Source organism: Pseudomonas brassicacearum (assembly GCF_000585995.1).
Taxonomy (GTDB): Bacteria; Pseudomonadota; Gammaproteobacteria; order Pseudomonadales; family Pseudomonadaceae; genus Aquipseudomonas; species Aquipseudomonas brassicacearum_A.
On record NZ_CP007410.1, the window covers coordinates 3031663 to 3052186 of the forward strand.

At 61.6% G+C, this 20524-nt stretch carries 20 protein-coding genes; 5 read left to right on the top strand and 15 right to left on the bottom strand.

Annotated features, from left to right (window positions below):
- The first annotated feature begins 5 nt into the window (after window positions 1-5).
- Together CD58_RS13180 and CD58_RS13185 are read left to right on the top strand one after the other, a co-directional pair.
- Window positions 6-1286: a hybrid sensor histidine kinase/response regulator gene (locus tag CD58_RS13180; protein WP_025213464.1), complete on the top strand. Its 1281-nt coding sequence runs from the start codon at window positions 6-8 to the stop codon at window positions 1284-1286.
- Window positions 1279-1656, top strand: coding sequence for a response regulator (locus CD58_RS13185; RefSeq protein ID WP_025213465.1), 378 nt, complete (start codon window positions 1279-1281; stop codon window positions 1654-1656). The genes CD58_RS13180 and CD58_RS13185 overlap by 8 nt, the downstream gene beginning before the upstream one ends.
- A 207-nt stretch (window positions 1657-1863) precedes the next feature.
- Here the strand turns inward: CD58_RS13185 and CD58_RS13190 are convergent, their stop codons facing one another.
- From CD58_RS13190 to CD58_RS13230, 9 genes are all read right to left on the bottom strand, one after another.
- Window positions 1864-3534 carry an ATP-binding protein gene (locus CD58_RS13190; RefSeq protein ID WP_025213466.1) on the bottom strand — a complete coding sequence of 557 codons (1671 nt, stop codon included), beginning with the start codon at window positions 3532-3534 and terminating at the stop codon, window positions 1864-1866.
- On the bottom strand, window positions 3531-5033 hold the full coding sequence (locus tag CD58_RS13195; protein WP_025213467.1) for an ATPase domain-containing protein: 1503 nt from the start codon (window positions 5031-5033) through the stop codon (window positions 3531-3533). Before CD58_RS13195 ends, CD58_RS13190 begins: the two co-directional genes overlap by 4 nt.
- 154 nt (window positions 5034-5187) lie before the next feature.
- Window positions 5188-6243: a tetratricopeptide repeat protein gene (locus CD58_RS13200; RefSeq protein WP_025213468.1), complete on the bottom strand. Its 1056-nt coding sequence runs from the start codon at window positions 6241-6243 to the stop codon at window positions 5188-5190.
- An 85-nt stretch (window positions 6244-6328) separates the two neighbouring features.
- Window positions 6329-7096, bottom strand: coding sequence for an SDR family oxidoreductase (locus tag CD58_RS13205; protein WP_025213469.1), 768 nt, complete (start codon window positions 7094-7096; stop codon window positions 6329-6331).
- On the bottom strand, window positions 7089-7889 hold the full coding sequence (locus tag CD58_RS13210) for an SDR family NAD(P)-dependent oxidoreductase (protein ID WP_025213470.1): 801 nt from the start codon (window positions 7887-7889) through the stop codon (window positions 7089-7091). The genes CD58_RS13205 and CD58_RS13210 overlap by 8 nt, the downstream gene beginning before the upstream one ends.
- Window positions 7882-8703, bottom strand: a complete 822-nt coding sequence (locus CD58_RS13215) for a molybdenum cofactor biosynthesis F family protein (RefSeq protein ID WP_025213471.1) — start codon at window positions 8701-8703, stop codon at window positions 7882-7884. The genes CD58_RS13210 and CD58_RS13215 overlap by 8 nt, the downstream gene beginning before the upstream one ends.
- A gap of 85 nt (window positions 8704-8788) precedes the next feature.
- Complete coding sequence (locus tag CD58_RS13220; protein WP_025213472.1) at window positions 8789-9448, bottom strand: helix-turn-helix transcriptional regulator; 660 nt, start codon at window positions 9446-9448, stop codon at window positions 8789-8791.
- A 54-nt stretch (window positions 9449-9502) separates the two neighbouring features.
- Window positions 9503-9868 carry a cupin domain-containing protein gene (locus CD58_RS13225; RefSeq protein ID WP_025213473.1) on the bottom strand — a complete coding sequence of 122 codons (366 nt, stop codon included), beginning with the start codon at window positions 9866-9868 and terminating at the stop codon, window positions 9503-9505.
- A 50-nt stretch (window positions 9869-9918) separates the two neighbouring features.
- Window positions 9919-11217, bottom strand: coding sequence for an NAD(P)/FAD-dependent oxidoreductase (locus CD58_RS13230; RefSeq protein ID WP_025213474.1), 1299 nt, complete (start codon window positions 11215-11217; stop codon window positions 9919-9921).
- A 312-nt stretch (window positions 11218-11529) separates the two neighbouring features.
- On the opposite strand from CD58_RS13230, the gene CD58_RS13235 reads away from it, so the two are divergent.
- The 3 genes from CD58_RS13235 (at window position 11530) to hpaR (ending at window position 14406) form a co-directional block, all read left to right on the top strand.
- Window positions 11530-12699, top strand: coding sequence for a p-hydroxyphenylacetate 3-hydroxylase oxygenase component (locus CD58_RS13235; RefSeq protein ID WP_025213475.1), 1170 nt, complete (start codon window positions 11530-11532; stop codon window positions 12697-12699).
- Between the two features lie 71 nt (window positions 12700-12770).
- Entirely contained in the window at window positions 12771-13712 is a 942-nt protein-coding gene (locus CD58_RS13240) for a p-hydroxyphenylacetate 3-hydroxylase reductase component (RefSeq protein ID WP_025213476.1), read from the top strand.
- Between the two features lie 271 nt (window positions 13713-13983).
- Window positions 13984-14406, top strand: a complete 423-nt coding sequence (gene hpaR / locus CD58_RS13245; RefSeq protein ID WP_025213477.1) for a homoprotocatechuate degradation operon regulator HpaR — start codon at window positions 13984-13986, stop codon at window positions 14404-14406.
- 138 nt (window positions 14407-14544) lie between these two features.
- Here the strand turns inward: hpaR and hpaI are convergent, their stop codons facing one another.
- The 6 genes from hpaI to hpaE form a co-directional block, all read right to left on the bottom strand.
- Entirely contained in the window at window positions 14545-15342 is a 798-nt protein-coding gene (gene hpaI / locus CD58_RS13250) for a 4-hydroxy-2-oxoheptanedioate aldolase (RefSeq protein ID WP_025213478.1), read from the bottom strand.
- A gap of 14 nt (window positions 15343-15356) precedes the next feature.
- Window positions 15357-16160: a 2-oxo-hept-4-ene-1,7-dioate hydratase gene (gene hpaH, locus CD58_RS13255; RefSeq protein WP_025213479.1), complete on the bottom strand. Its 804-nt coding sequence runs from the start codon at window positions 16158-16160 to the stop codon at window positions 15357-15359.
- Between the two features lie 12 nt (window positions 16161-16172).
- Window positions 16173-17477, bottom strand: a complete 1305-nt coding sequence (locus CD58_RS13260) for an MFS transporter (RefSeq protein ID WP_025213480.1) — start codon at window positions 17475-17477, stop codon at window positions 16173-16175.
- A gap of 51 nt (window positions 17478-17528) precedes the next feature.
- Entirely contained in the window at window positions 17529-17921 is a 393-nt protein-coding gene (locus CD58_RS13265; protein ID WP_025213481.1) for a 5-carboxymethyl-2-hydroxymuconate Delta-isomerase, read from the bottom strand.
- An 84-nt stretch (window positions 17922-18005) separates the two neighbouring features.
- Window positions 18006-18863, bottom strand: a complete 858-nt coding sequence (hpaD, locus tag CD58_RS13270; RefSeq protein ID WP_025213482.1) for a 3,4-dihydroxyphenylacetate 2,3-dioxygenase — start codon at window positions 18861-18863, stop codon at window positions 18006-18008.
- Between the two features lie 200 nt (window positions 18864-19063).
- Window positions 19064-20524 (bottom strand): 5-carboxymethyl-2-hydroxymuconate semialdehyde dehydrogenase, encoded by a 1461-nt coding sequence (gene hpaE, locus CD58_RS13275; RefSeq protein WP_025213483.1) that lies wholly within the window; start codon window positions 20522-20524, stop codon window positions 19064-19066.

Genomic DNA, 20524 nt, shown 5'->3' on the forward strand with positions numbered 1-20524 from the left:
ACCACATGCTAAGAGATATTCAAGCCAAACTGCTGATCGTCGACGATCTGCCGGAGAATCTGTTGGCCCTGGACGCGCTGATCAAGCGCGAAGATCGCCAGGTCTTCAAGGCCCTGTCGGCTGACGAAGCGCTTTCCCTGTTGCTGCAGCATGAGTTTGCCCTGGCCATTATTGATGTGCAGATGCCGGGAATGAACGGTTTCGAACTGGCCGAGCTGATGCGTGGCACGGAGAAGACTCGCAGCATCCCGATCATTTTTGTCAGCGCCGCGGGGCGTGAACGCAACTATGCCTTCACCGGCTATGAAAGCGGTGCGGTGGATTTCCTGCACAAGCCGCTGGACACCCATGCGGTCAAAAGCAAGGTCAATGTGTTCGTCGAGCTCTATCGCCAGAGAAAGGCGATGAAGGAACAGGTCGTTGCCCTGGAGCAGAGTCGCCGGGAGCAGGAGATTTTGTTGCAGCAGCTGGAGGCCACTCGCAGCGAGCTGGAGCAGGCGGTGCGGATGCGTGATGACTTTATGTCAATCGTCGCCCATGAGGTGCGCACGCCCCTCAATGGCCTGATTCTCGAGACGCAATTGCGCAAGATGCACCTGGCCCGGGATAACGCCGCGGCGTTCAGCCTGGACAAGGTGCGCGCGATGGTCGAGCGCGACGAACGCCAGATCAAGAGCCTGATCCGGCTGATCGAGGACATGCTGGACGTATCGCGGATTCGCACCGGCAAGTTGTCCATCCGTCCGACCCGGTTCAATCTGACGACGCTGGTGCAGGGCCTGCTGCACAATTTCCAGCCGCAGATCGCGGCGGCCGAGTGCTCATTGATCTGTACAGCAGAACCCTCGGTGGAGGGGCTCTGGGATGAGTTTCGTATTGAACAGGTGGTGTCGAACCTGCTGACCAACGCCTTGCGCTACGGCGGCAAAAGCCCGATCGAGGTGCGTGTCTACAAGACGTCGGACCATGCCTGTGTCGAAGTCCAGGACCACGGCATCGGCATCAGCGAAGAAAACCAGCAGCGCATCTTCCAGCAATTCGAGCGGGTGTCCTCCAAGGCCGTCGCTTCCGGCCTGGGGCTGGGACTGTTCATCTCCGAGCAGATTGTGACCGCTCATGGCGGGACGATCACGGTCAATAGTCGCATCAATGAAGGGGCGTTGTTTCGGGTTTGCCTGCCTTTGCAGAAAATCGTCTTGAACAAAACCGTCGAACAGACGCAACCTCTGAGTGACCCCAAGGTCGTATCAGCAGCTATTGATCGAACAAAGGCTTCTCATGAGTGAAGATGCGCAAGACGTAGTACTGATTGTCGAGGACGATCCGTCGATCCTGATGGTGCTGTCTGCCTACCTGTCGGGTGAGGGGTATCGGATACTGCAGGCCGAAAACGGTGAGCAGGCGTTCGAGATCCTGGCGAGCAAGCCACACCTGGACATGATGATCACCGACTTCCGCCTGCCGGGCGGCATTACCGGTGTGCAGATCGCGGAGCCGGCGGTCCGGTTGCGCCCCGACCTGAAAGTCATCTTTATCAGCGGTTACGCGCAGGAAGTGCGCGACACCGACAGCCCGATCACCCGCAAGGCCCCGATCCTGGACAAACCCTTCGACCTGGATGAATTGCAGGACATCATGCAGTCCATGCTGTCGTAGGCAGCCTGGCCCGGGTGCCTGCGGTTCAAGGGGCTCTTGTGGCGAGGGAGCTTGCTCCCGCTGGACGGCGAAGCCGTCCCAAACCGGCTGACGTGTACCTTGCAGGCAATCCGCGTCAGCCGGTTTTACGACGGCTGCGCCGCCGAGCGGGAGCAAGCTCCCTCGCCACATTGGGCCACCACATGCCCAATTATGACTGTTACGCCCTCAAGTCTTGATCATCTCCCGCACCTTGGCCGTCAACAAATCAAACGTGAACGGCTTGGTAATCATCTGCATGCCCGGGTCAAGGAAACCGCCGCGTACCGCTGCATGCTCAGCGTAACCGGTGATGAACAATACCCGCAGGTCCGGACGGATCTGCCGGCCGATTTCCGCCAATTGCCGACCATTCATGCCTGGCAGGCCCACGTCACTGATCAACAGATCGATGCGCTGGCCTGACTCGAGGATCGGCACTGCATTGTTGGCGTCGGCGGCCTCGACAAAGGCATAACCCAGTTCGCTCAACACGGCACTGACCAGCACCCGCACCGCCGGATCGTCTTCGACGATCAGCACTGTCTCGCCATCCTGCGCGTTCGGTGCGTGCTGTGTAACGGGCAAGGGCTCTTGAATCGCTTCGCCCACGAAGCGGGGCAGGTAAAGATTGACCGTGGTGCCTTTGCCGACTTCGCTGTCGATCGTCACATGGCCGTGGGATTGCTTGCTGAACCCATAGATCATCGACAGGCCCAGTCCGGTGCCCTGGCCGATGGGTTTAGTGGTGAAGAACGGATCGAATGCGCGATTGATGACCGCCTCGGGCATGCCGCAACCGGAGTCCTGCACGCTCAGTACCACATAATCGCCGGGTTCCAGGTTGGTGTAGGCGTCGGTGAAGCCGACATCCAAGTGGCGGTTGAAAGTCTGCACCACCAACTTGCCGCCGTCGGGCATGGCATCCCGGGCGTTGAGCACCAGGTTGAGCAGGGCGCTTTCCAGTTGATTGGGATCGGCTTCAGCGATCCAGAGCTGATCGTCAAGCTGCATGTCCAGCCGTATGCTTTCGTTGAGGCTGCGCTGCAAAAGCTCACCCATGGACAGCACCAACGTGTTCATCTGAACGGCCTTGGAGTCCAGTGATTGCCGCCGTGAGAAGGCGAGCAGGCGATGGGTCAGGCCGGCGGCGCGGTTGGCGGAGGTCACGCCCAGGTCGATCAGGCTGTCCAGGTCTTCGGTACGGCCACGGGCCAGGCGCCGGCGCAGCAATTCAAGGCTGCCGATGATCCCGGTGAGCATGTTGTTGAAGTCATGGGCGATGCCGCCGGTGAGCTGGCCGACGGCTTCCATTTTCTGCGACTGGCGCAGGGCCTCTTCGTTATGACGCAATTGGGCGGTGCGCTCTTCCACCTGCTGCTCGAGGGTTTCGAGGGTTGTTTGCAGGCGTAGCTCACTGTTGCTGAGGTCGATCAGGCGGTCCCGGGCCTCGTACTGCCTTCGGCGTCCGCGCACGGCGGTGGTCACCAGGCTGACCAGGGTTACCGGGTGGAAAGGCCGTTCCAGAAAGGTTACGTTGCCCAGCTGGGCGCCGATGCGGGCTGCCGGGTTCTGTTCGGGACCACCGTGGTGGGTCAGCAGGACAATGGGCAGGTCGGACCACGCCGGTTGCTGTTCGATATGTAGCAGCAACGTTTCCAGGTCCGGTCCGACCAGGGCTTCGGAGGACACCACCAGCAGGCCGGCACCCAGCTCCAGCTCCTCGCACAGGTGTCCCAGATGGCGACAGACGAGGCCAGAAAAACCGGCTTCGTTGAGGATCATCAGGGCGATCTGGCTGTCCCGTCCCAGCGGCGCGAGGATCAATGCACGCTCCGACAGGGGCTCGGCCGACGTCACTGTGGTTCATCCTTGAGCAGCGGGTTATCCGCCCCCATGTAATTGGGCACACCCCGTAATACCCCCTGGAACGATTCCAGCGGTTCACCAATGGTCATGCCTTGGTTGCTGATGCGGTATTCGCGAATGGTGGATTCGTGGCTGCCGGTGCGTTTCTTGATGATGGAGATCGCCCGGCGAACTTTGCCCAGCGCTTCGAAGTAACGCAACAGAATCACCGTGTCGGCCAGGTAGGTGATGTCCACGGGTGCCTGCATGTCGCCCACCAGGCCGTGTTGCGCCACGGTCATGAAGGTCGCCGCGCCCCTGCGGTTCAGATAGAGCAACAGCTCATGCACATGCAGCACCAGGGCGTTTTCCTCCGGCATGGCAGCCTGGTAGCCGTTGATGCTGTCGATGACAACGGTCTTGATGTTGCCTTCATCGACGCAACGGCGCACCCGATGCGAGAATTCGCCAGGAGACAGCTCAGCGGCGTCCACTTGTTCGATCACCAGATTGCCGGTGCTGCGCAGGGCCTCCAGGTCGATGCCGACATTCCTCATACGCTCGAACAGCAAGCCCAGCTCTTCGTCGAAGATGAACAGCGCGGCTTTCTCGCCACGGTGCACCGCCGCTGCGGCGAAGATCATCGAGATTAGCGACTTGCCGGTACCGGCGGGCCCCAGGATCAACGTGCTGGAGCCGGTCTCGATGCCGCCGCCCAGCAGGGCATCCACACCATCGAGGCCGCTGGAGAGCTGTCGCCGCAGGTATTGCCCCCGGTGTTCAGCGGCCACCAGGCGCGGAAACACATGGACGCCGTCGCCCATGATGGTGAAGTCATGAAAGCCGCCGCGGTACTTCTGCCCGCGATATTTCACCACCCGAACACGCCGCCGCTCGGCGCCATAGTTGGGGGTCAGTTCTTCCAGGCGAATCACCCCGTGGGCAACGCTGTGCACGGTCTTATCCAAGGATTCGGTGGTCAGGTCATCCAGCAGCAGTACGGTGGCGTCGTAGCGCACGAAGTAATGCTTGATGGCCAGGATCTGCCGGCGATAGCGCAGGGAGCTTTGCGCCAGCAGGCGAATCTCCGACAGGCTGTCGAGCACCACTCGGGTCGGCTTGACGCGCTCGACCACTTCGAAGATCTGTCGGGTCGCTTCGCCCAGCTCCAGGTCGGAGGAGTACAACAGGCTTTGCTGATGCTCGGCATTGAGCAGGCTTTCGGGTGGGGTCAGCTCGAAGATATGAACGTTTTCATCGATCGTCCAGCCGTGGGATGCCGCGCCCTGACGCAGTTCACGCTCGGTTTCCGACAACGTGATGTACAACGAGCGCTCGCCGGCCTTGGCACCGGCCAGCAGAAATTGCAACGCGACCGTGGTTTTACCAGTCCCCGGCTCCCCCTCCAGGAGGAACACATGGCCGCGGGACAGACCACCGGAAAGGATGTCGTCCAGCCCTTCGATACCGGTGGCGGCTTTTGCGCTGATCAACTCGTTAGATGTAGACAAAAAAAGCCCTCTCATGACTAGGGAAGTGGGGCAGCAGGCTGGAGTACGCCTGGGAATGAACTGCCTGAACACTTGACCTTTGGCGATGATGGCGGTTCCGCTTTCGTTGACAAAACGCGGTGAACTGCACAACTTTTGATTGTCGGTGCGATGCCTACAGACCCTGCTGCAACGCTGGATCGTCGGGGTTGAGCTGCTCAAGTTGGGCTAGCAGGATCTGCACATTCTGCAACTGTCCGGACTCCTTCCAATAGTTGATCAACAGCACCCGGGCCTTGCGGTCGGCGGGGTAGCGCTGGACGATTTCCTGCAGTTGTTTCTGTGCGGCTTCCAGTTCCTGCTCGGCGTGCAGGGTGGTTGCCAGGTCGTAGCGATACGTTCGGTTATTGGGCTCCAGCTCCACGGCTTTGGCCAAGCCGAGTACCGCGTATTCGCTTTGGCCATGTTGCAGCAGCCACAGGCCCAGTGCATGTTGCAGGTAAGCCGAGTCCGGCTGGGTTTGCAACTGCCGGGCGAGTAATTGTCTTGCGGCTTCGCCCTGGCCTTGTTTGTCCAGCACTTCGATTTGCATGACCAGTGCGGGAAGGTTGTCGGGTTGCAGGCGCAATGTTTGTTCCAGGGCCTGTTGGGCTTTTTTCAACTCAGCGTTGTGCAAGTGCAGGCGGGCGAGCTGATAGTAGGATTCGGCGGTCTGCGGCCCGTCCCCGAGCACCTGCTCCCAGGTATCGATGGCGAGCTGCATCGCTCCGAAATACAAGCCCAGGTCATCGGGCGACGAGCCCAGCAGTGCGTTCACGGCGGCGAACCGGACGTTCTGGTCGTCATCATCGAGTAACGGTCCCAGCAGCAGGCTGCGCTGGCCCGTCGGCAACAGCCCGACGAGGCTGCCAATGGCGGCACGACGTACGTCCGCCGATTCGCTGTGCAGGTCCGCACCCGCCAGTTTCAGGGCTTGCGGGCTTGGGTAGTTGGGCAGTTCGGCATGCAGCCACACGCGGCGCTTGGGTGAGAGGTCCGGGCGCCCCAATTGTTGATAAAGCTCTCGCGCCGCACCCGGCTGCCCGTTGCGGGCCTTTGTCAGGGCTTCGCTGTAGCCACGCTTGATCGCTTCGGGGATCTGCGGGGTGGTGCTGCGTAGCCACACCGCGACGAGACCGATCACCAACAGGACGGACAGGCTGATAAGTAAATAGCGGCGAGGCGAGGGCATGCAGGCAATCCATAACCAGAAGCGTGAAATGTCGCAAGCTTCGGCCAGGCGCGAGCCTGAGTCAAACCTTAAGGCCGCTTTGGGCTCAAACCTCGGGCAAGGTTGAGCCGCCGTCGACCACCAGGGTTTGCCCGGTGACATAGGAAGCCAGGTCCGACGCCAGGAACAGCATGGCCCCGGCGATGTCGCTCGGCTTGCCCAGGCGACCCAGGGGGACCCGGCGGGCGATGTCCTGGTTGACCTCATCATCCCCGAGGTTCGCCATGGCCGGGGTGGCGATCATGCCGGGTTCGACGCCGTTGACCCGCACGTTCTGCGCCGCCAGTTCCAGCGCCGCGTTGCGAATGAAACCATTGACCCCGGCCTTGGACGCCGCGTAGTGGCTAAGGCCCGGATAGGCCACTCTCGGGCCGGTGACCGAGGAGGTCACCAGCACGCAACCTTGGCCCTGGCGCTGGAACATCGGCAGCGCCGCCTGGGTCAGCCAGAACAGCGCCGAGAGGTTCACCGCCAGCGTTCGCTCAAGTATTGGCGGGGTGATTTCGGCGAACGGTGTCAGCGGAAAATACCCGGCGTTGTGCACCAGGACATCCAGCCTTCCCATGCCTTGCTCCAACCCGGCCATCATCCCGGAGATCGCCGTGGCATCGGCCAGGTCGACCCCCACGGCTTGCACCTGACAGCCCCCGGCAGTCAATTCGCTCGCCACTGCTTCGGCCTGCGTCAGGCCCAGGTCGGCGATCACCACACGGGCCCCGCGCAGGGCGAAGGCTTCAACGATGGCCCGACCAATGCCCTGGGCCCCTCCGGTGACCAACACGGTTTTACCCCTGAAATCCAGATCTTCAGGCATGGGTAGCCTCCATTCGGCTGAAGGCCAGTGTCGGCACGTCCACGATGCTGGAGCCTCCGTCGGCCACCAATGTCGCGCCCGTGATGATTGAGGCGTGTGGCGACGCCAGGAAGCGGCAGACATGGGCAATTTCTTCGGCGCTGGCGGGCCTGCGCAGCGGTACGTCGGCGCAGACCCGGTCGTACGCCTGTTGCAGCGTCTCGCCATGAAACTTCATCAGTACCTGCATTTCCTCGTCGGCCATTGGCGTACGCACCCAGCCTGGACAGACCGCGTTGACCCGCACGCCTTTGGGTCCATAGTCCCGTGCCAAGGAACGGTTGAGGCCCAGCAGCGCATGCTTGGTGGTGGTGTAGCCGCAGACCCCGGGTCCAGCCGCCAATGAAGCGATAGACGCGATCAGCACGATGTTGCCGGCGCTTTCCAGCAGCAGCGGCAGGCAAGCCCGGGCACTGTAGAACGCACTGTCGAGATTGCTGCGCACGGCCGCTTCCCAGGCCGCCGGGCTGGTCTCGGTGGCGCTGCCCAAGCCCATGCCGCCAGCGCAGGCCAGCAGCACATCGATCCGGCCAAAGCGCTCGCGGATCTGCGCGACGAAACCGTCCCAGGTTGCCGGGCAAGCCGCATCACCCGCCAGCACCAGGCCGCCGATCTCCTGGGCCAGTTGCTCCAAGGGGTCGCGGCGTCGACCAATCAACACCAGATTGGCACCTTCGCCAGCATACAACCGGGCGCAGGCGGCACCGATGCCGGTGCCCGCTCCGGTGATCACGATGGTGGGCAAATCAGACATCGGGATAGTCCGTGCTGTTAAGTACCTGGCAGTAGGAACTGACCGGAAAATTGGAAAACTCATCGAAGGACGTACCGGCGTAACCGAAGATCTTGCCGTCGCTGCGGTGCTGTTGCATGTCGATCAGCACCAGGCCCAGGGTCGGGATGATCTTTTCTCGCCACACGAACAGGTACAACTGATCGGCGATCTTGTAGGTGTCGCAGCGATCGGTGTCGCACAGGCCTTGCTCAACGCCTTTGAGGCACTGCCACGAGTAGAACTGGTCGTTGAGGTAAATGTGTTCGTAGACTTCACTCGGGCTGTAGCGATACAGGTTGCGCAGCCCCACCAGTTCGGTGGTCGGTGCGTGGGGGCAGAGCCCTTGCTGCCAAGGCCGGTCGAGGCTGCCGTGGAGGAATTCCACCTGGACTGATGTCAGGGGCTGACCCGCCAATGCGCGAGCGTAAAGGCCTTCGCGCGTTTGTTCCTGGTCGGGCATGCGGCCGATGACAGCGGTGAACGCCGCGTTGGCGGTATCGAGTACCAGGCTCACCGACCAGGTTTGCGCGCCTTCGCGCTTGATGAAGTCCACCAGGTACAGGCCTGGGCGCACCGAAGTGGCCCGATAACTCGCCGTGCCGCTGGAGTGTCCGTCAGCGGCGCTCCAGGACAGGCTGTCCTGTTCGAAGCGGTGCTCGATCTGCCAGCCATTGGCGAAATTCAGGGTGAAAGTCTTGCCCTTCAGGTCGGCCAGGTTTGGCAGGATGAAGGCTTCTGGGGCAAAGCCATCGGCCAGGGCGCCGACGGTGATCCAGTCTGTAGGTGTGCTCATTGCAAGGCTCCGGTTTGGATGAGATAGCCACTCGGATCATGCGGTTCTGAGGCGCTGCGGGCTATCAACCGAATGGTTGAAGCGATTAGAGAAACAGTGCGCTGACCAACTCGGTACGACTGCTCACACCTACCTTGCGGAACAGGTTGATCAGGTGGGTCTTGATAGTCGGCAAGCCTACATCCAGCTCCCGGGCCAATTGTTTGTTGCTCACGCCTTGGCGCAGCAGCCAGGCGATCTGGCGCTCCTTGGGCGTCAGGTCGCGCAATGGGTCCTCATGGGCGGGCAGGTGGGCGACAGCCAGTTGCAGCAGGGTTTGCAGTGCGGTGAGTTGGGTCAATTGCTGGCTGGTGAAGACGCCTTGCTCGGCGGTGCGCAATAACGAAATGGCGGCTTGAGGCCGGCCGTCCCGATGGGCGAACACTTCCACGACATCCACCACGCCGTAGTGCTGCAGGAAGTTGCGATAGCGCTGGCTGTCCCGCACCGGTTGACGGGCCATCGCCAGGCCCAGCGGCACCACGGCCAGGTCATCGGACACGCAGTGACGCGGTTGCAGTGGGTCGAACTGGCGATAGTTGTCCAGATAGTCGCGGTGCATCTCGCCGCTCATGCCGTGCAGGCTGAAGTCATGGGCTTGCAGCTGCCGGTCAACGCAGTAGAAGGCCGCCCGGCTGGCGGGGATGAGTTGGGTGAACGCGTGCAGGCAGTGGCCGGCGATGTCCTGGGTGGGGATGACGTTCATGGTCTGAAACCCTGCCATCAAAGGGCTGCCGGAGGGGCCGGCAGCCGGGTCGGGTCAGACTACCGCGAAGTAGTGCTTGACGAAACTTTCGCTGACCACTTCCCACAGCACGGGCGTGCCCTTGGTCACGAACCAACTGTCGCCGGCCTTGTAGCGGGTGCTCTGGCCGGTGGCTTCGTCGGTGAGCACCACTTCGCCGGTGACCACGGTGGCTTGTTCGGCGAATGGATAAACCATCCGGAACTTGCCTTGGGTAGTCCCGAAGTAGGCGCTGCTCACGGCATCGTTCGGCGCGCCGAAGGTCATTTTGCCGAAGGCTTTGACTTCGCCTTCGAGAATTTGCGAACCCAGGTCGGCGACGGTGCCCCAGGCGTCCAGATCGGACAGTTGGATGTCTTTTTCGAGGGTGATGAGGGACATGGCAGGTGACTCCTGATGATGGAAAAGGGAATAGGGAAAAGGACTGGCCGTCAGCGACGGCCGTTCCAGTACCCCGACAGCTGATGCCAGGACTTGCCGGCGGTCAGCAGCAGCGGGCGGATGGCGTCTTTGCCAATGATGGTGGGGCGATGGATCGAGCTGACCAGGTCGTAGCGCGCCGAGCCTTCGCTCATGCCTTCGGCCAACACTTTGCAGATGATGTGGCTCGGGGTGACGCCAAAGCCTGAGTAGCCCTGGACGAAAAACGCGTTGCTGCGCCCGGGCAGGGTGCCGATTTGCGGGAACAGGTTCGGGCTGCACGCCATCGGGCCACCCCAGGCCAGGTCGATCTTCACGTCCTTCAGGTACGGGAAAATCTTCAGCATCAGGCGCCGGTTCCAGGCCTTGAGGTCTTGGGGAATGTGCTCCACCAATGGCGTGGCGGCACCGAACAGCAGGCGGTTTTCGTTGGTGACGCGGTAGTAGTCGATCACCGGGCGAATGTCGCTGTAGGCACCGCGAATCGGGCTGATGCGCTGGATCAGCTCGTCCGACAACGGCTCGGTCATCATCTGGAAGGCGTAGGTGTTAATGGTTGAGCGATGCAGCTCAGGTTCCAACTTGTTAAGGAAACTGTCGCAGGCCCACAGCAACTTGCTGGCCTTGACCGAGCCGCGCCCGGTCCGCACAGTGATGCGCTCGCCGTAGCTGACCTCCAGGGCCGGGCTGTTTTCGAAAATCCGCACGCCGTGGCTGACCACCGCCTTGGCTTCACCCAGCAGCAGGTTCAACGAATGCACATGCCCGCCGCCCATGTGCAGCAAGGCGCTGCTGTAGGCCTTGGAGCCAATGATCTGCTGCACCTCGGAGCCACCGAGAAAGCGGATCTCGTGCTTGCTATTGACCGACTTGAAGTCTTTTTCCCAGGCTCGCAGGGTTTTTTCCTGGCGAGCGTTGAAGCCCATATAGCCGTAGCCGTGGCAGAAGTCGGCATCGATGGCGTACTTGGCGATACGGTCCTTGATGATGTCGGCGCCCAGGTCGCTGATCTCGAAGATCTGGCGCAGGCCCTCTTCACCGACGTCCTTCTTGATTTTTTCCAGGTCATGGCCGATGCCGGCCATGATCTGCCCGCCGTTGCGCCCGGTGCCGCCGAAGCCCAGGTACCGGGCCTCCAGGACCACGATGTTGGTGATGCCTTTTTCGGCGAGCTCCAGCGCGGTGTTGATGCCAGAGAAGCCACCACCAATCACCACGACGTCGGCTTCCACGTCCTGTTCCAGGGTAGGGAAGCTGAGGTTGTACTTCTTGGTGGCCGTGTAATAGGTGGGCGTTTCGATATTGATCATGACGCAACCTGACAAAGTGAAAGGAAACTCCGTTGCAACGTCTTCACAAAGCGCTGCACGCGATGGCCCTATTAAGGGGCCTGGTGGGGTCGCCTGTCTTGATCATCCGTGCCGGGGTATTTGACCGAGCACGCCATGGCGGTGAAATTTGCACCATGAAAAGTACAATCTTGGATCTGGAAGGTGCATTTTTTGCCCGTCTTCGATTGCCCATACTGGACCGGCCTTAATCATTGATCCCGCCGTATGCGCAACCTCAGGTTGCCGGACAAAGGCGGGATCGGTAGATGCCAATAATAAAAGAGCCCGTCCATGAAAAAGCCAAATCCGCTGCTCGAAGACCTCAAGCCCATCCTGCCGGTCATTGCCGCCAATGCCTTCCAGGCGGAAAAGGACCGGACCGTACCTGCCGAGAATATAGCCTTGCTCAAAAGCATCGGCATGCACCGCGCCTTGCAGCCGAAGCCGTACGGCGGCATGGAGATTTCCCTGCCGCAGTTCGCCGATTGCATCGCGCTGTTGGCCGGCGCCTGCGCCAGCACGGCCTGGGCCATGAGCCTGTTGTGCACCCACAGCCATCAATTGGCAATGTTCCCGGCCAAGACCCAGCAGGAAATCTGGGGCGATGACCCCGATGCCACCGCCAGCAGCAGCATCGCCCCGTTTGGTCGCACCGAGGAAGTCGAGGGCGGTGTGATGTTCAGCGGTGAAATGGGCTGGAGCAGCGGCTGCGATCACGCCGAGTGGGCGATCATGGGGTTTCGCCGCAAAAATGCCGAGGGTGCCCAGGACTACTGCTTCGCGGTGTTGCCTCGCAGCGATTATGAAATCCGTGACGACTGGTTCGCGGTGGGCATGCGCGGCAGTGGCAGCAAGACGTTGATCGTCGACAACGCTTTCGTGCCGGAGCACCGCATCCAGAAAGCCAAGGACATGATGGAAGGCAAGTCCGGTGGGTTTGGCCTGTACCCCGACAGCAAGATTTTCTATTCGCCGTATCGTCCGTACTTCGCCAGTGGTTTTTCCACCGTCAGTCTGGGCGTGGCCGAACGTATGTTGGAGGTCTTTCGCGAGAAAACCCGCACCCGCGTGCGCGCCTACACCGGGGCTGCAGTGGGTGCTGCAACGCCAGCGTTGATGCGTTTGGCCGAATCGACCCACCAGGTGGCGGCGGCTCGGGCGTTCCTCGAAAAAACCTGGCAGGAACACGCCGAACATGGCGAACGCCACGAATACCCCAGCCGTGAAACCCTGGCGTTCTGGCGGACCAACCAGGGATATGCCACCAAGATGTGCATCCAGGCGGTGGATCGCCTGATGGAAGCCGCCGGTGGCGGCGCCTGGTTCGAGACCAACGAACTGCAACGGCTGTTTCGCGATGCCCACCTGACCGGCGCCCATGCGTACACCGACTACGACGTCTGCGCGCAGATCCTCGGGCGTGAATTGATGGGCCTGGAGCCTGATCCCACCATGGTGTGACCGTCCGTTCGCCGGGCCTTATCCCTAGAACAATAATCGAGGCCGTCGTCCGAGGCGGCCGGGAGTCTTGCATGTCCAGTATTTGTGATACCGCTTTCGACACCCGCGCGTTCCGCCGGGCCCTGGGTAATTTTGCCACTGGGGTGACCGTGGTCACCGCGGCCGCTGAAGATGGCCGCAAGGTCGGGGTGACCGCTAACAGTTTCAACTCGGTGTCCCTGGACCCGCCGCTGATCCTCTGGAGCATCGACAAACGTTCCACCAGCCATGGCGTGTTCGAAGCCGCCAGTCATTTTGCGGTGAACGTACTCGCCGCCGACCAGATCGACCTGTCGAACAACTTCGCGCGCCCCAAGGAAGACCGGTTCGCCGAGATCGAATTCGAGGCCGGCGAAGGTGGTGCCCCCGTGTTCGTGGACTGCTCGGCACGTTTTCATTGTGAGAAATACCAGCAGGTCGACGGCGGCGATCACTGGATCATGATCGGCAAGGTCGTGGCCTTTGATGATTTCGGACGCTCGCCCTTGCTCTATCACCAGGGCGCCTATTCGATGGTGCTGCCCCACACTCGCATGACCAAACGGGAAGAGGGCCAGTCCCCCAGCAGTCATTTCCAGGGCCGCTTGAGCCATAACCTGTATTACCTGATGACCCAGGCGCTGCGGGCCTATCAGGCCAGCTACCAGCCGCGTCAGTTGTCCACCGGCTTGCGCACCAGTGAGGCACGGATGTTGATGGTGCTGGAGAACGACGCCGGACTGAACCTTTGCGATCTGCAGCGGGAGGTGGCGATGCCGGTGCGCGAGATCGAGGAAGCCGTGGCCAACCTCAAGCGCAAGGGCCTGGTGAGCGATGAAGGCGAGCGGGTGCGCCTGACCGCCAAGGGCATCGATGAGACCGAAGGGCTCTGGGCGATTGCCAAGGAGCAACAGGACAAGGTGTTCGCCCAGTTCAGCGAGGAGCAGCTGGAGCATTTCAAGCAAGTGCTTAAAGGCGTGATCAAAGGCGCTTGAGCTGAAAACTGCATTAAGGCTTGGCACTACCCCCTGTGGCGAGGGAGCTTGCTCCCGCTGGGCTGCGCAGCAGCCCCCTCCACGCCACGACCACAAATGACCTGCCTGACATCGCTATTGGGGCTGCTTCGCAGCCCAGCGGGAGCAAGCTCCCTCGCCACGGATGGAACTCAATCCTGAACCAGAGTGTTCAAGCAGATAGTCCGGTCCTGGCTGGAAGCTGTTAATATTTAGTTAACTCATTAACTAACCCTCCTCGCGAACACTCCCGATGCCCAAACCGCGCCAATCCTTGACCCTGACCCTGCTACAGGCCCGTGAAGCGGCCATGGGTTTTTTCCGGCCGTCCCTCAATCAGCACGGTTTGACTGAACAGCAATGGCGGGTCATCCGTATCCTCAGCCAGCACGACGAGCTGGAAATCAATCGCCTGGCTGAGCTGGCCTGCATCCTCAAGCCCAGCATGACCGGCGTGCTGGTGCGGATGGAAGCGGCGGGCATGGTCGTGCGGCGCAAGGCCGAACAGGATCAGCGGCGGGTACTGGTGCGCCTGGCACCGCAAGGGCAGGCGTGCTTCGACTCGATGAGCCAGAGCATGGAAGAGAATTACCAGCGCTTGCAGGACAAGTTAGGGGAGGAAAAGCTGCAGACCTTGCTGGGGTTGCTTAATGAGCTGAAGATGATCAGGCGCTGAGATCCTTGTGGCGAGGGAGCTTGCTCCCGCTGGACTGCGCAGCAGGCCCAAAAAGTCTTGAGTTCACTGTCGGATTCAAGGGGGCCGCTTCGCGACCCAGCGGGAGCAAGCTCCCTCGCCACGGGGTTTGTGGTGCTGTCAGTACACACCGCCAACCACAGGCTTTGGTGTGTCCTTGAACGTCGCCGCCAGGGTCTGCAACCCACGCATCAACACGGTCGTATCCACACCCACCGCCACAAACGCCGCGCCGAGTTCGATGTAACGCCGGGCCAGTTTTTCATCGGCGCTGAGAATTCCTGCGGCTTTTCCGGCCTGGCGGATGCGGGCGATGGCGTCCTCGATGGCCGCTTGCACATCCGGATGGCCGGGATTGCCGCGAAAGCCCATGGATGCGCTCAGATCCGCCGGGCCAATGAAGACCCCATCCACACCGTCCACCGCCGCAATGGCATCCAGGTTGGCCAGGCCTTCGCGGCTTTCGATCTGCACCAGCAAACACATCTGTTCATCGGCCTTGTCGAGGTAGCCGGGGATGCTATTCCAGCGCGACGCCCGGGCCAGCGCGCTGCCGACGCCGCGTACGCCGTGGGGCGGGTAGTGGATGGCGCGCACCAGTTCGCGGGCCTGGTCGGCACTTTCCACCATCGGCACCAACAGGGTTTGCACGCCGATGTCGAGCACTTGCTTGATCAACGCGGTGTCGCCAACGACCGGGCGGATCACTGGCTGACTGGGGTAGGGCGCCACGGCCTGGAGCTGGCCGAGCAGCGTGCGCAGGTCGTTGGGCGCGTGTTCGCCATCGATCAATAGCCAGTCGAAGCCGGCATTGGCGGCCAGCTCGGCGCAGTAGGCGTCGGCCAGGCCCAGCCACAGGCCAATCTGTGCTTCACCGCTGCGCAGGCGTTGTTTGAAGGTATTGATAGGCATGTCCATGAATCGGTCTCCAATCAGACGAAACGGCAAGCGATGGAACCGAGCATGTCGTAGTCGACATGGAAGGTGTCGCCCGGGTTGGCTGCCACAGGGCGGGTGAAGGAGCCACCGAGGATGATTTGCCCTGGCAGCAACGTCACGTCGTAGGCCGCCAGTTTGTTCGCCAGCCAGGCCACGCCTTTGGCCGGGTGATTGAGCACCGCCGCCGAAACGCCGGACTCTTCGATCACGCCGTTGCGGTAGAGCACCGCCGGCACCTTGCGCAGGTCGATCTCGGTGGGACGCACCGCACGACCGCCCATGACCACGCCGGCATTGGCGGCGTTGTCGGAAATGGTGTCGAAGACCTTGCGGGTCGCTTTGGTCTGCGGATCGATTTGCTGGATGCGTGCATCGATGATTTCCAGTGCCGGGATCACCCACTCAGTGGCATCCAGCACGTCGAACAGGGTCACGTTCGGACCTTTCAACGGCTTGCCAAGGATGAACGCCAGCTCCACTTCCACCCGGGGCACGATGAAGCGCTCGAACGGAATGTCGGAGCCTTCGTCGAAGAACATGTCGTCCAGCAGCGCGCCGTAGTCCGGCTCGGTGATGTTCGACGAAACCTGCATCGCGCGCGAGGTCAGGCCGATCTTGTGGCCGACCAGCTTGCGGCCGTCCTGGATTTTTTGCGCCACCCAGGCGCGCTGGATGGCGTAGGCGTCTTCTATGGAGATCTCTGGGTGATCCAGGGAAAACTGGCGGACCTGCTCCCGTGAACGCTCGGCGTGGTCGAGGCGGGCGGCGGCTTGCTGAATAAGACGTTGATCGAGCATGACGAGGGTCTCTTATTGAGGATTGACGATGGTGGCTTGGGTACGCAGCACCAGCAGGCCACCAAGGGCGATGAACAGCGCCAGCACATAAAGCGCGAGGCTGGCGCTCTGGGTGGTGTCACGCATCCAGCCGATCAGGTAGGGCGCGAAGAACGAGGCGATGCTGCCGAAGGAACTGATCAGGGCAATGCCGGCGGCCTGGGTGCTGTTGGACAGGAAGGCCGGTGGCAACTGCCAGAACATCGGCAAGGCGGCGCTGGCGCCCATGCCGGCGACAATCAGGCCAGCCAGCACCAGGGTCGGGTCGGTGGGCGAGAGTCCGGCCACGGCAATGCCTGCCGCCGCCATCAACAGCGGCACGCACAGGTGCCAGCGGCGTTCACGGTTGCGGTCGGAGGAACGTCCGCAGCCGATCATGAAGAAGCAGCCGGCCAGGTAGGGCACGGCGCTGAGCAGCCCGACCTGGCCGTCGCTGCCGATGCCGGCGCCGTGGATCAATGTGGGCATCCAGAAGGCCAGGGTGTTGACTGCCAGCATGACGGCGAAATACACCGCCACCAGCAACCAGACCTGCGGGTTGTTGAGGATCGCCGAGAATGAGGTGATGGATTTTCGCTGCTCTTCAACGCTCAGTTGTTCGCGCAGTTGCTGCTTGGCACTGGGCGTAAGCCAGTTGACCGTCTCGAAACTGTCCGGCAGGCACTTGAGCACCACCAAGCCGAGCAGGATCACCGGTAGGCCTTCGATGACGAACATCCACTGCCAGCCACGCAGGCCGCCAAGATCATGGAAGTGCTCGAGAATGCCGCCCGACAATGGCCCGCCGATCACTCCGGCCATCGGCACGGCAATGGCAAACAGCGCGGTCACCTGGGCCCGACGCCGGGCCGGGTACCAGCGGTTGAGGAAGACCAGGATCCCCGGGAAGAAACCAGCCTCGGCCACCCCCAGCAGAAAGCGCAATACGTAGAAACCGGCGGCGCTGTCGATGAGGAACATGCCGCTGGACAAGCCCCCCCAGACCACCATCAGCGTGGCGATCCAGCGCCGTGGACCGACCCGGTCCAGGGCCATGTTGCTCGGCACGCCAAACAGCGCATAAGCGATGAAGAACAGGCCGGCGCCGAAGCCATAGACCGTGTCGCTGAATTGCAGGTCAGCGCTCATCTGCATCTTGGCGAAGCCAATGTTGATGCGGTCCAGGTGGGCGAAGAGGTAGCAGATCAACAACAGCGGCATCAGCCGCCAGGTGATGGTGGCATGGGTGCGGTCGTGCGCGACGGTGCCGGCAGAGTCGGCGGTGTTGGCTGTGCTCATGATCTTGTACTTTTTGTCAGAGAGGCCGATGGGACGAACGGGCAGGCAGGCTTAGCTTGTCTGGGCCTTGAGGAAGGCATGGACGTTGTTGGCCTTGAAGTTGAGTTGCTCGTGCAGTTCGATCATTTCGAACGACAGCGCCAGCAGGCGCTCGGCCTGGAGTTCGGCGAAGTGTGCGGTGATCACCTCGAAGAGTCTTTCCGCGACTTTCTGGCGGGTGGCCAGATCGCGACCATGACCGACTTTCAGCGTCATGTGCACGAAGGCGTAGTCGTGCTTGCCGTCGGCCATGCGCCAGGTGTCCAGGCGCACGCCACGGCTGCGGATGCCACCCAGGGGAAACACGCCGCTGTCGCCCAGCACGGCGTGGACCTTTTCAAACAGGCCGGGCAGGTCGGCCTGTTGTTCGATGTTATCGGTGTATTCAGCGATGAAATGGGGCATGGGGGCCTCCTGCGTCGGCAGCTTTGAGTGGTGAGCTACAAGCGGCAAGTTGAAAGCGATCAGCTTGTCGCTTGCAGCTGCTGTTCAGACTGGGAAAATGACGTTGATCTGGCCGGTGCCCGAGCTGCCGAAAGGCTCGGTGATGATTTCGGCAGGCTTGTCGTAGTCCGGACCGCCGAGCAGTCCCAGCAGCATCGCCGTGTCATGCATCTTGCCTTCGCCGAAGCAGTGTTCGGCGTAGTCCGGGAGCATCGCGCAGAACTCTTTCCAACGGCCCTGGCGCCACATGTCCACGACGTGCAGGTCGACCTGTTTGTCGAACTCTCGCGTCCAGTTATGGATGTTGGCTTCGGCATTGCGGTCATCGGAGAAACGGTGCGACAGCGAACCGGAGGCCAGCACCAGCACCTTGCGGTCGCTTTTCTCGATGGCCCGGCGCACGGCGGCGCCGAAGGTGAAGCTGTCTTGCAGGCGGTGCCAGGCGCACCAGGCGGCAATTGACACGACGTTGAGTTTTTGTTCCGGCGGTACGTCCATGTGCATGTAGCGCATGGGCACCAGCGTGCCGTATTCCAGCTCGAGGCTTGGGATGTTATGGGCCAGGGTGCGCACGTCAGCGGCATTGGCCTCGGCGGCGATCAGCTCGCCCAGCTCAGGGCAGCCTGGGTATTCGTATTCCATGTTCTTGATGAAGTGCGGCAGCTCGTTGCTGGTGTAGATGCCTTTGAAATGCTCACCGCCGTTGACGTGGTAGGCGCTGTTGACCAGCCAATGCACGTCGAACACCACCGCGGTGTCGGCCCCCAGCTCACGGGCGCGCCGACCGATTTCCTTGTGGCCGGCGATTGCTGCCGCACGGCAGCCATGGTGCTTGCCGGGCAGCTCCGACAGGTACATCGAGGGAACGTGGCAGATTTTCGCAGCCAGGACGACTTCGCCCATGATGATTCTCCTGAAAAAATGTTCTTGTTGAGTTTTTGTGATGAATCACAGCCTGTGAGTGATAACCCCTGTGGCGAGGGAGCTTGCTCCCGCTCGATTGCGCAGCAATCGCAAAAAAACGGGGCCGCTTCGCAGCCCAGCGGGAGCAAGCTCCCTCGCCACAGGTCAACACTCGGCACAGGTTCACGGCTGGCCTCGGATTACACCCCCCACCGCGGAATGTGATGACTGCCCATGGAAATGCACACGTTCTTGATCTCGGCGAACACTTCAAAGCTGTACTGTCCACCTTCGCGGCCGGTTCCGGAACCCTTCACGCCACCGAAAGGCTGGCGCAGGTCGCGCACGTTCTGGCTGTTGATGAACACCATGCCGGCCTCGATGCCATGGGCCAGGCGATGGGCCTTGCCGATGTCCTGGGTCCAGATGTACGAGGCCAGGCCATATTCGGTGTCGTTGGCCAGTTGCAAGGCTTCGGCTTCGTCCTTGAACGGGATCAGGCACACCACCGGGCCGAAGATTTCTTCCTGGGCGATGCGCATCTGGTTATTCACATCGGCGAACACCGTCGGCTGGATGAACTGGCCGCGGCTCAGGTGCGCCGGCAGGTTGGCCGGGCGCTCCAGGCCGCCAGCCAGGAGGGTGGCGCCTTCTTCGATGCCGATCTTGATGTAGCCAGTGACCTTGTCGTAGTGGGCCTGGGTGATCATCGAACCGACCTGGGTCTTCGGGTCCTGGGGGTCACCGACGATCAGGCGTTTGGCGCGGGCGGCGAACTCGGCGACGAACTGCGGGTAGACGCTTTCCTGGATGAAGATCCGGCTGCCAGCGGTGCAGCGCTCGCCGTTGAGGGAGAAGATGGTGAACAGCGCCGCGTCGAGGGCGCGATCAAGGTCGGCGTCTTCGAAAATCAGCACCGGCGACTTGCCGCCCAGTTCCATCGAATACTTTTTCAGCCCGGCGGTCTGCATGATTTTCTTGCCGGTGGCGGTGCCGCCGGTGAAGGAAATTGCCCGCACATCCGGATGACGCACCAACGCATCGCCGGCCGTGGCGCCGTAGCCCTGGATCACGTTCAAAACGCCGTTGGGAATGCCGGCCTCGACGGCCAGGCGCCCCAGTTCGTTGGCGGTCAGGGGCGACAGCTCGGACATCTTCAGCACGGCGGTGTTGCCCAGGGCCAGGCACGGCGCGGTCTTCCAGGTCGCGGTCATGAACGGCACGTTCCAGGGCGAGACCAGCGCGCAGACACCCACCGGTTGGTACAGGGTGTAATTGAGCATCTGGTCGTCGACCGGATAAGTATGGCCATCCATGCGAGTGCAGACTTCGGCGAAGAAATCGAAGTTATGGGAGGCCCTCGGGATCAGCACGTTCTTGGTCTGGTGGATTGGCAAGCCGGTGTCGAGGGTTTCCAGTTCGGCCAGTTTCGGCACGTTCTGCTCGATCAGTTCACCGAGCTTGCGCATCAGCCGGGCGCGTTCCTTGGCAGGCGTGTTGGCCCATTTTGGAAAGGCATCCTTGGCGGCGGCTACGGCTTGGGCGACTTCTTCGGCACCGCCGCTGGCGACTTCGCCGATGGCTTCGCCCGTGGCCGGGTTGTAGTTGACGAACACGTCTTTGCTTTCGACCTCACGGCCGTTGATCCAGTGTTTGATCAT

What these genes read in the sequence shown, in the direction of transcription:
- CD58_RS13180 (WP_025213464.1), top strand. Translation starts at nt 6, where the DNA reads ATGCTAAGAGATATTCAAGCCAAACTGCTGATCGTCGACGATCTGCCG.
- CD58_RS13185 (WP_025213465.1), top strand. Translation starts at nt 1,279, where the DNA reads ATGAGTGAAGATGCGCAAGACGTAGTACTGATTGTCGAGGACGATCCG.
- CD58_RS13200 (WP_025213468.1), bottom strand. Translation starts at nt 6,243, where the DNA reads ATGCCCTCGCCTCGCCGCTATTTACTTATCAGCCTGTCCGTCCTGTTG.
- CD58_RS13205 (WP_025213469.1), bottom strand. Translation starts at nt 7,096, where the DNA reads ATGCCTGAAGATCTGGATTTCAGGGGTAAAACCGTGTTGGTCACCGGA.
- CD58_RS13210 (WP_025213470.1), bottom strand. Translation starts at nt 7,889, where the DNA reads ATGTCTGATTTGCCCACCATCGTGATCACCGGAGCGGGCACCGGCATC.
- CD58_RS13215 (WP_025213471.1), bottom strand. Translation starts at nt 8,703, where the DNA reads ATGAGCACACCTACAGACTGGATCACCGTCGGCGCCCTGGCCGATGGC.
- CD58_RS13220 (WP_025213472.1), bottom strand. Translation starts at nt 9,448, where the DNA reads ATGAACGTCATCCCCACCCAGGACATCGCCGGCCACTGCCTGCACGCG.
- CD58_RS13225 (WP_025213473.1), bottom strand. Translation starts at nt 9,868, where the DNA reads ATGTCCCTCATCACCCTCGAAAAAGACATCCAACTGTCCGATCTGGAC.
- CD58_RS13230 (WP_025213474.1), bottom strand. Translation starts at nt 11,217, where the DNA reads ATGATCAATATCGAAACGCCCACCTATTACACGGCCACCAAGAAGTAC.
- CD58_RS13235 (WP_025213475.1), top strand. Translation starts at nt 11,530, where the DNA reads ATGAAAAAGCCAAATCCGCTGCTCGAAGACCTCAAGCCCATCCTGCCG.
- CD58_RS13240 (WP_025213476.1), top strand. Translation starts at nt 12,771, where the DNA reads ATGTCCAGTATTTGTGATACCGCTTTCGACACCCGCGCGTTCCGCCGG.
- hpaR (WP_025213477.1), top strand. Translation starts at nt 13,984, where the DNA reads ATGCCCAAACCGCGCCAATCCTTGACCCTGACCCTGCTACAGGCCCGT.
- hpaI (WP_025213478.1), bottom strand. Translation starts at nt 15,342, where the DNA reads ATGGACATGCCTATCAATACCTTCAAACAACGCCTGCGCAGCGGTGAA.
- hpaH (WP_025213479.1), bottom strand. Translation starts at nt 16,160, where the DNA reads ATGCTCGATCAACGTCTTATTCAGCAAGCCGCCGCCCGCCTCGACCAC.
- CD58_RS13260 (WP_025213480.1), bottom strand. Translation starts at nt 17,477, where the DNA reads ATGAGCACAGCCAACACCGCCGACTCTGCCGGCACCGTCGCGCACGAC.
- CD58_RS13265 (WP_025213481.1), bottom strand. Translation starts at nt 17,921, where the DNA reads ATGCCCCATTTCATCGCTGAATACACCGATAACATCGAACAACAGGCC.
- hpaD (WP_025213482.1), bottom strand. Translation starts at nt 18,863, where the DNA reads ATGGGCGAAGTCGTCCTGGCTGCGAAAATCTGCCACGTTCCCTCGATG.
- hpaE (WP_025213483.1), bottom strand. Translation starts at nt 20,524, where the DNA reads ATGATCAAACACTGGATCAACGGCCGTGAGGTCGAAAGCAAAGACGTG.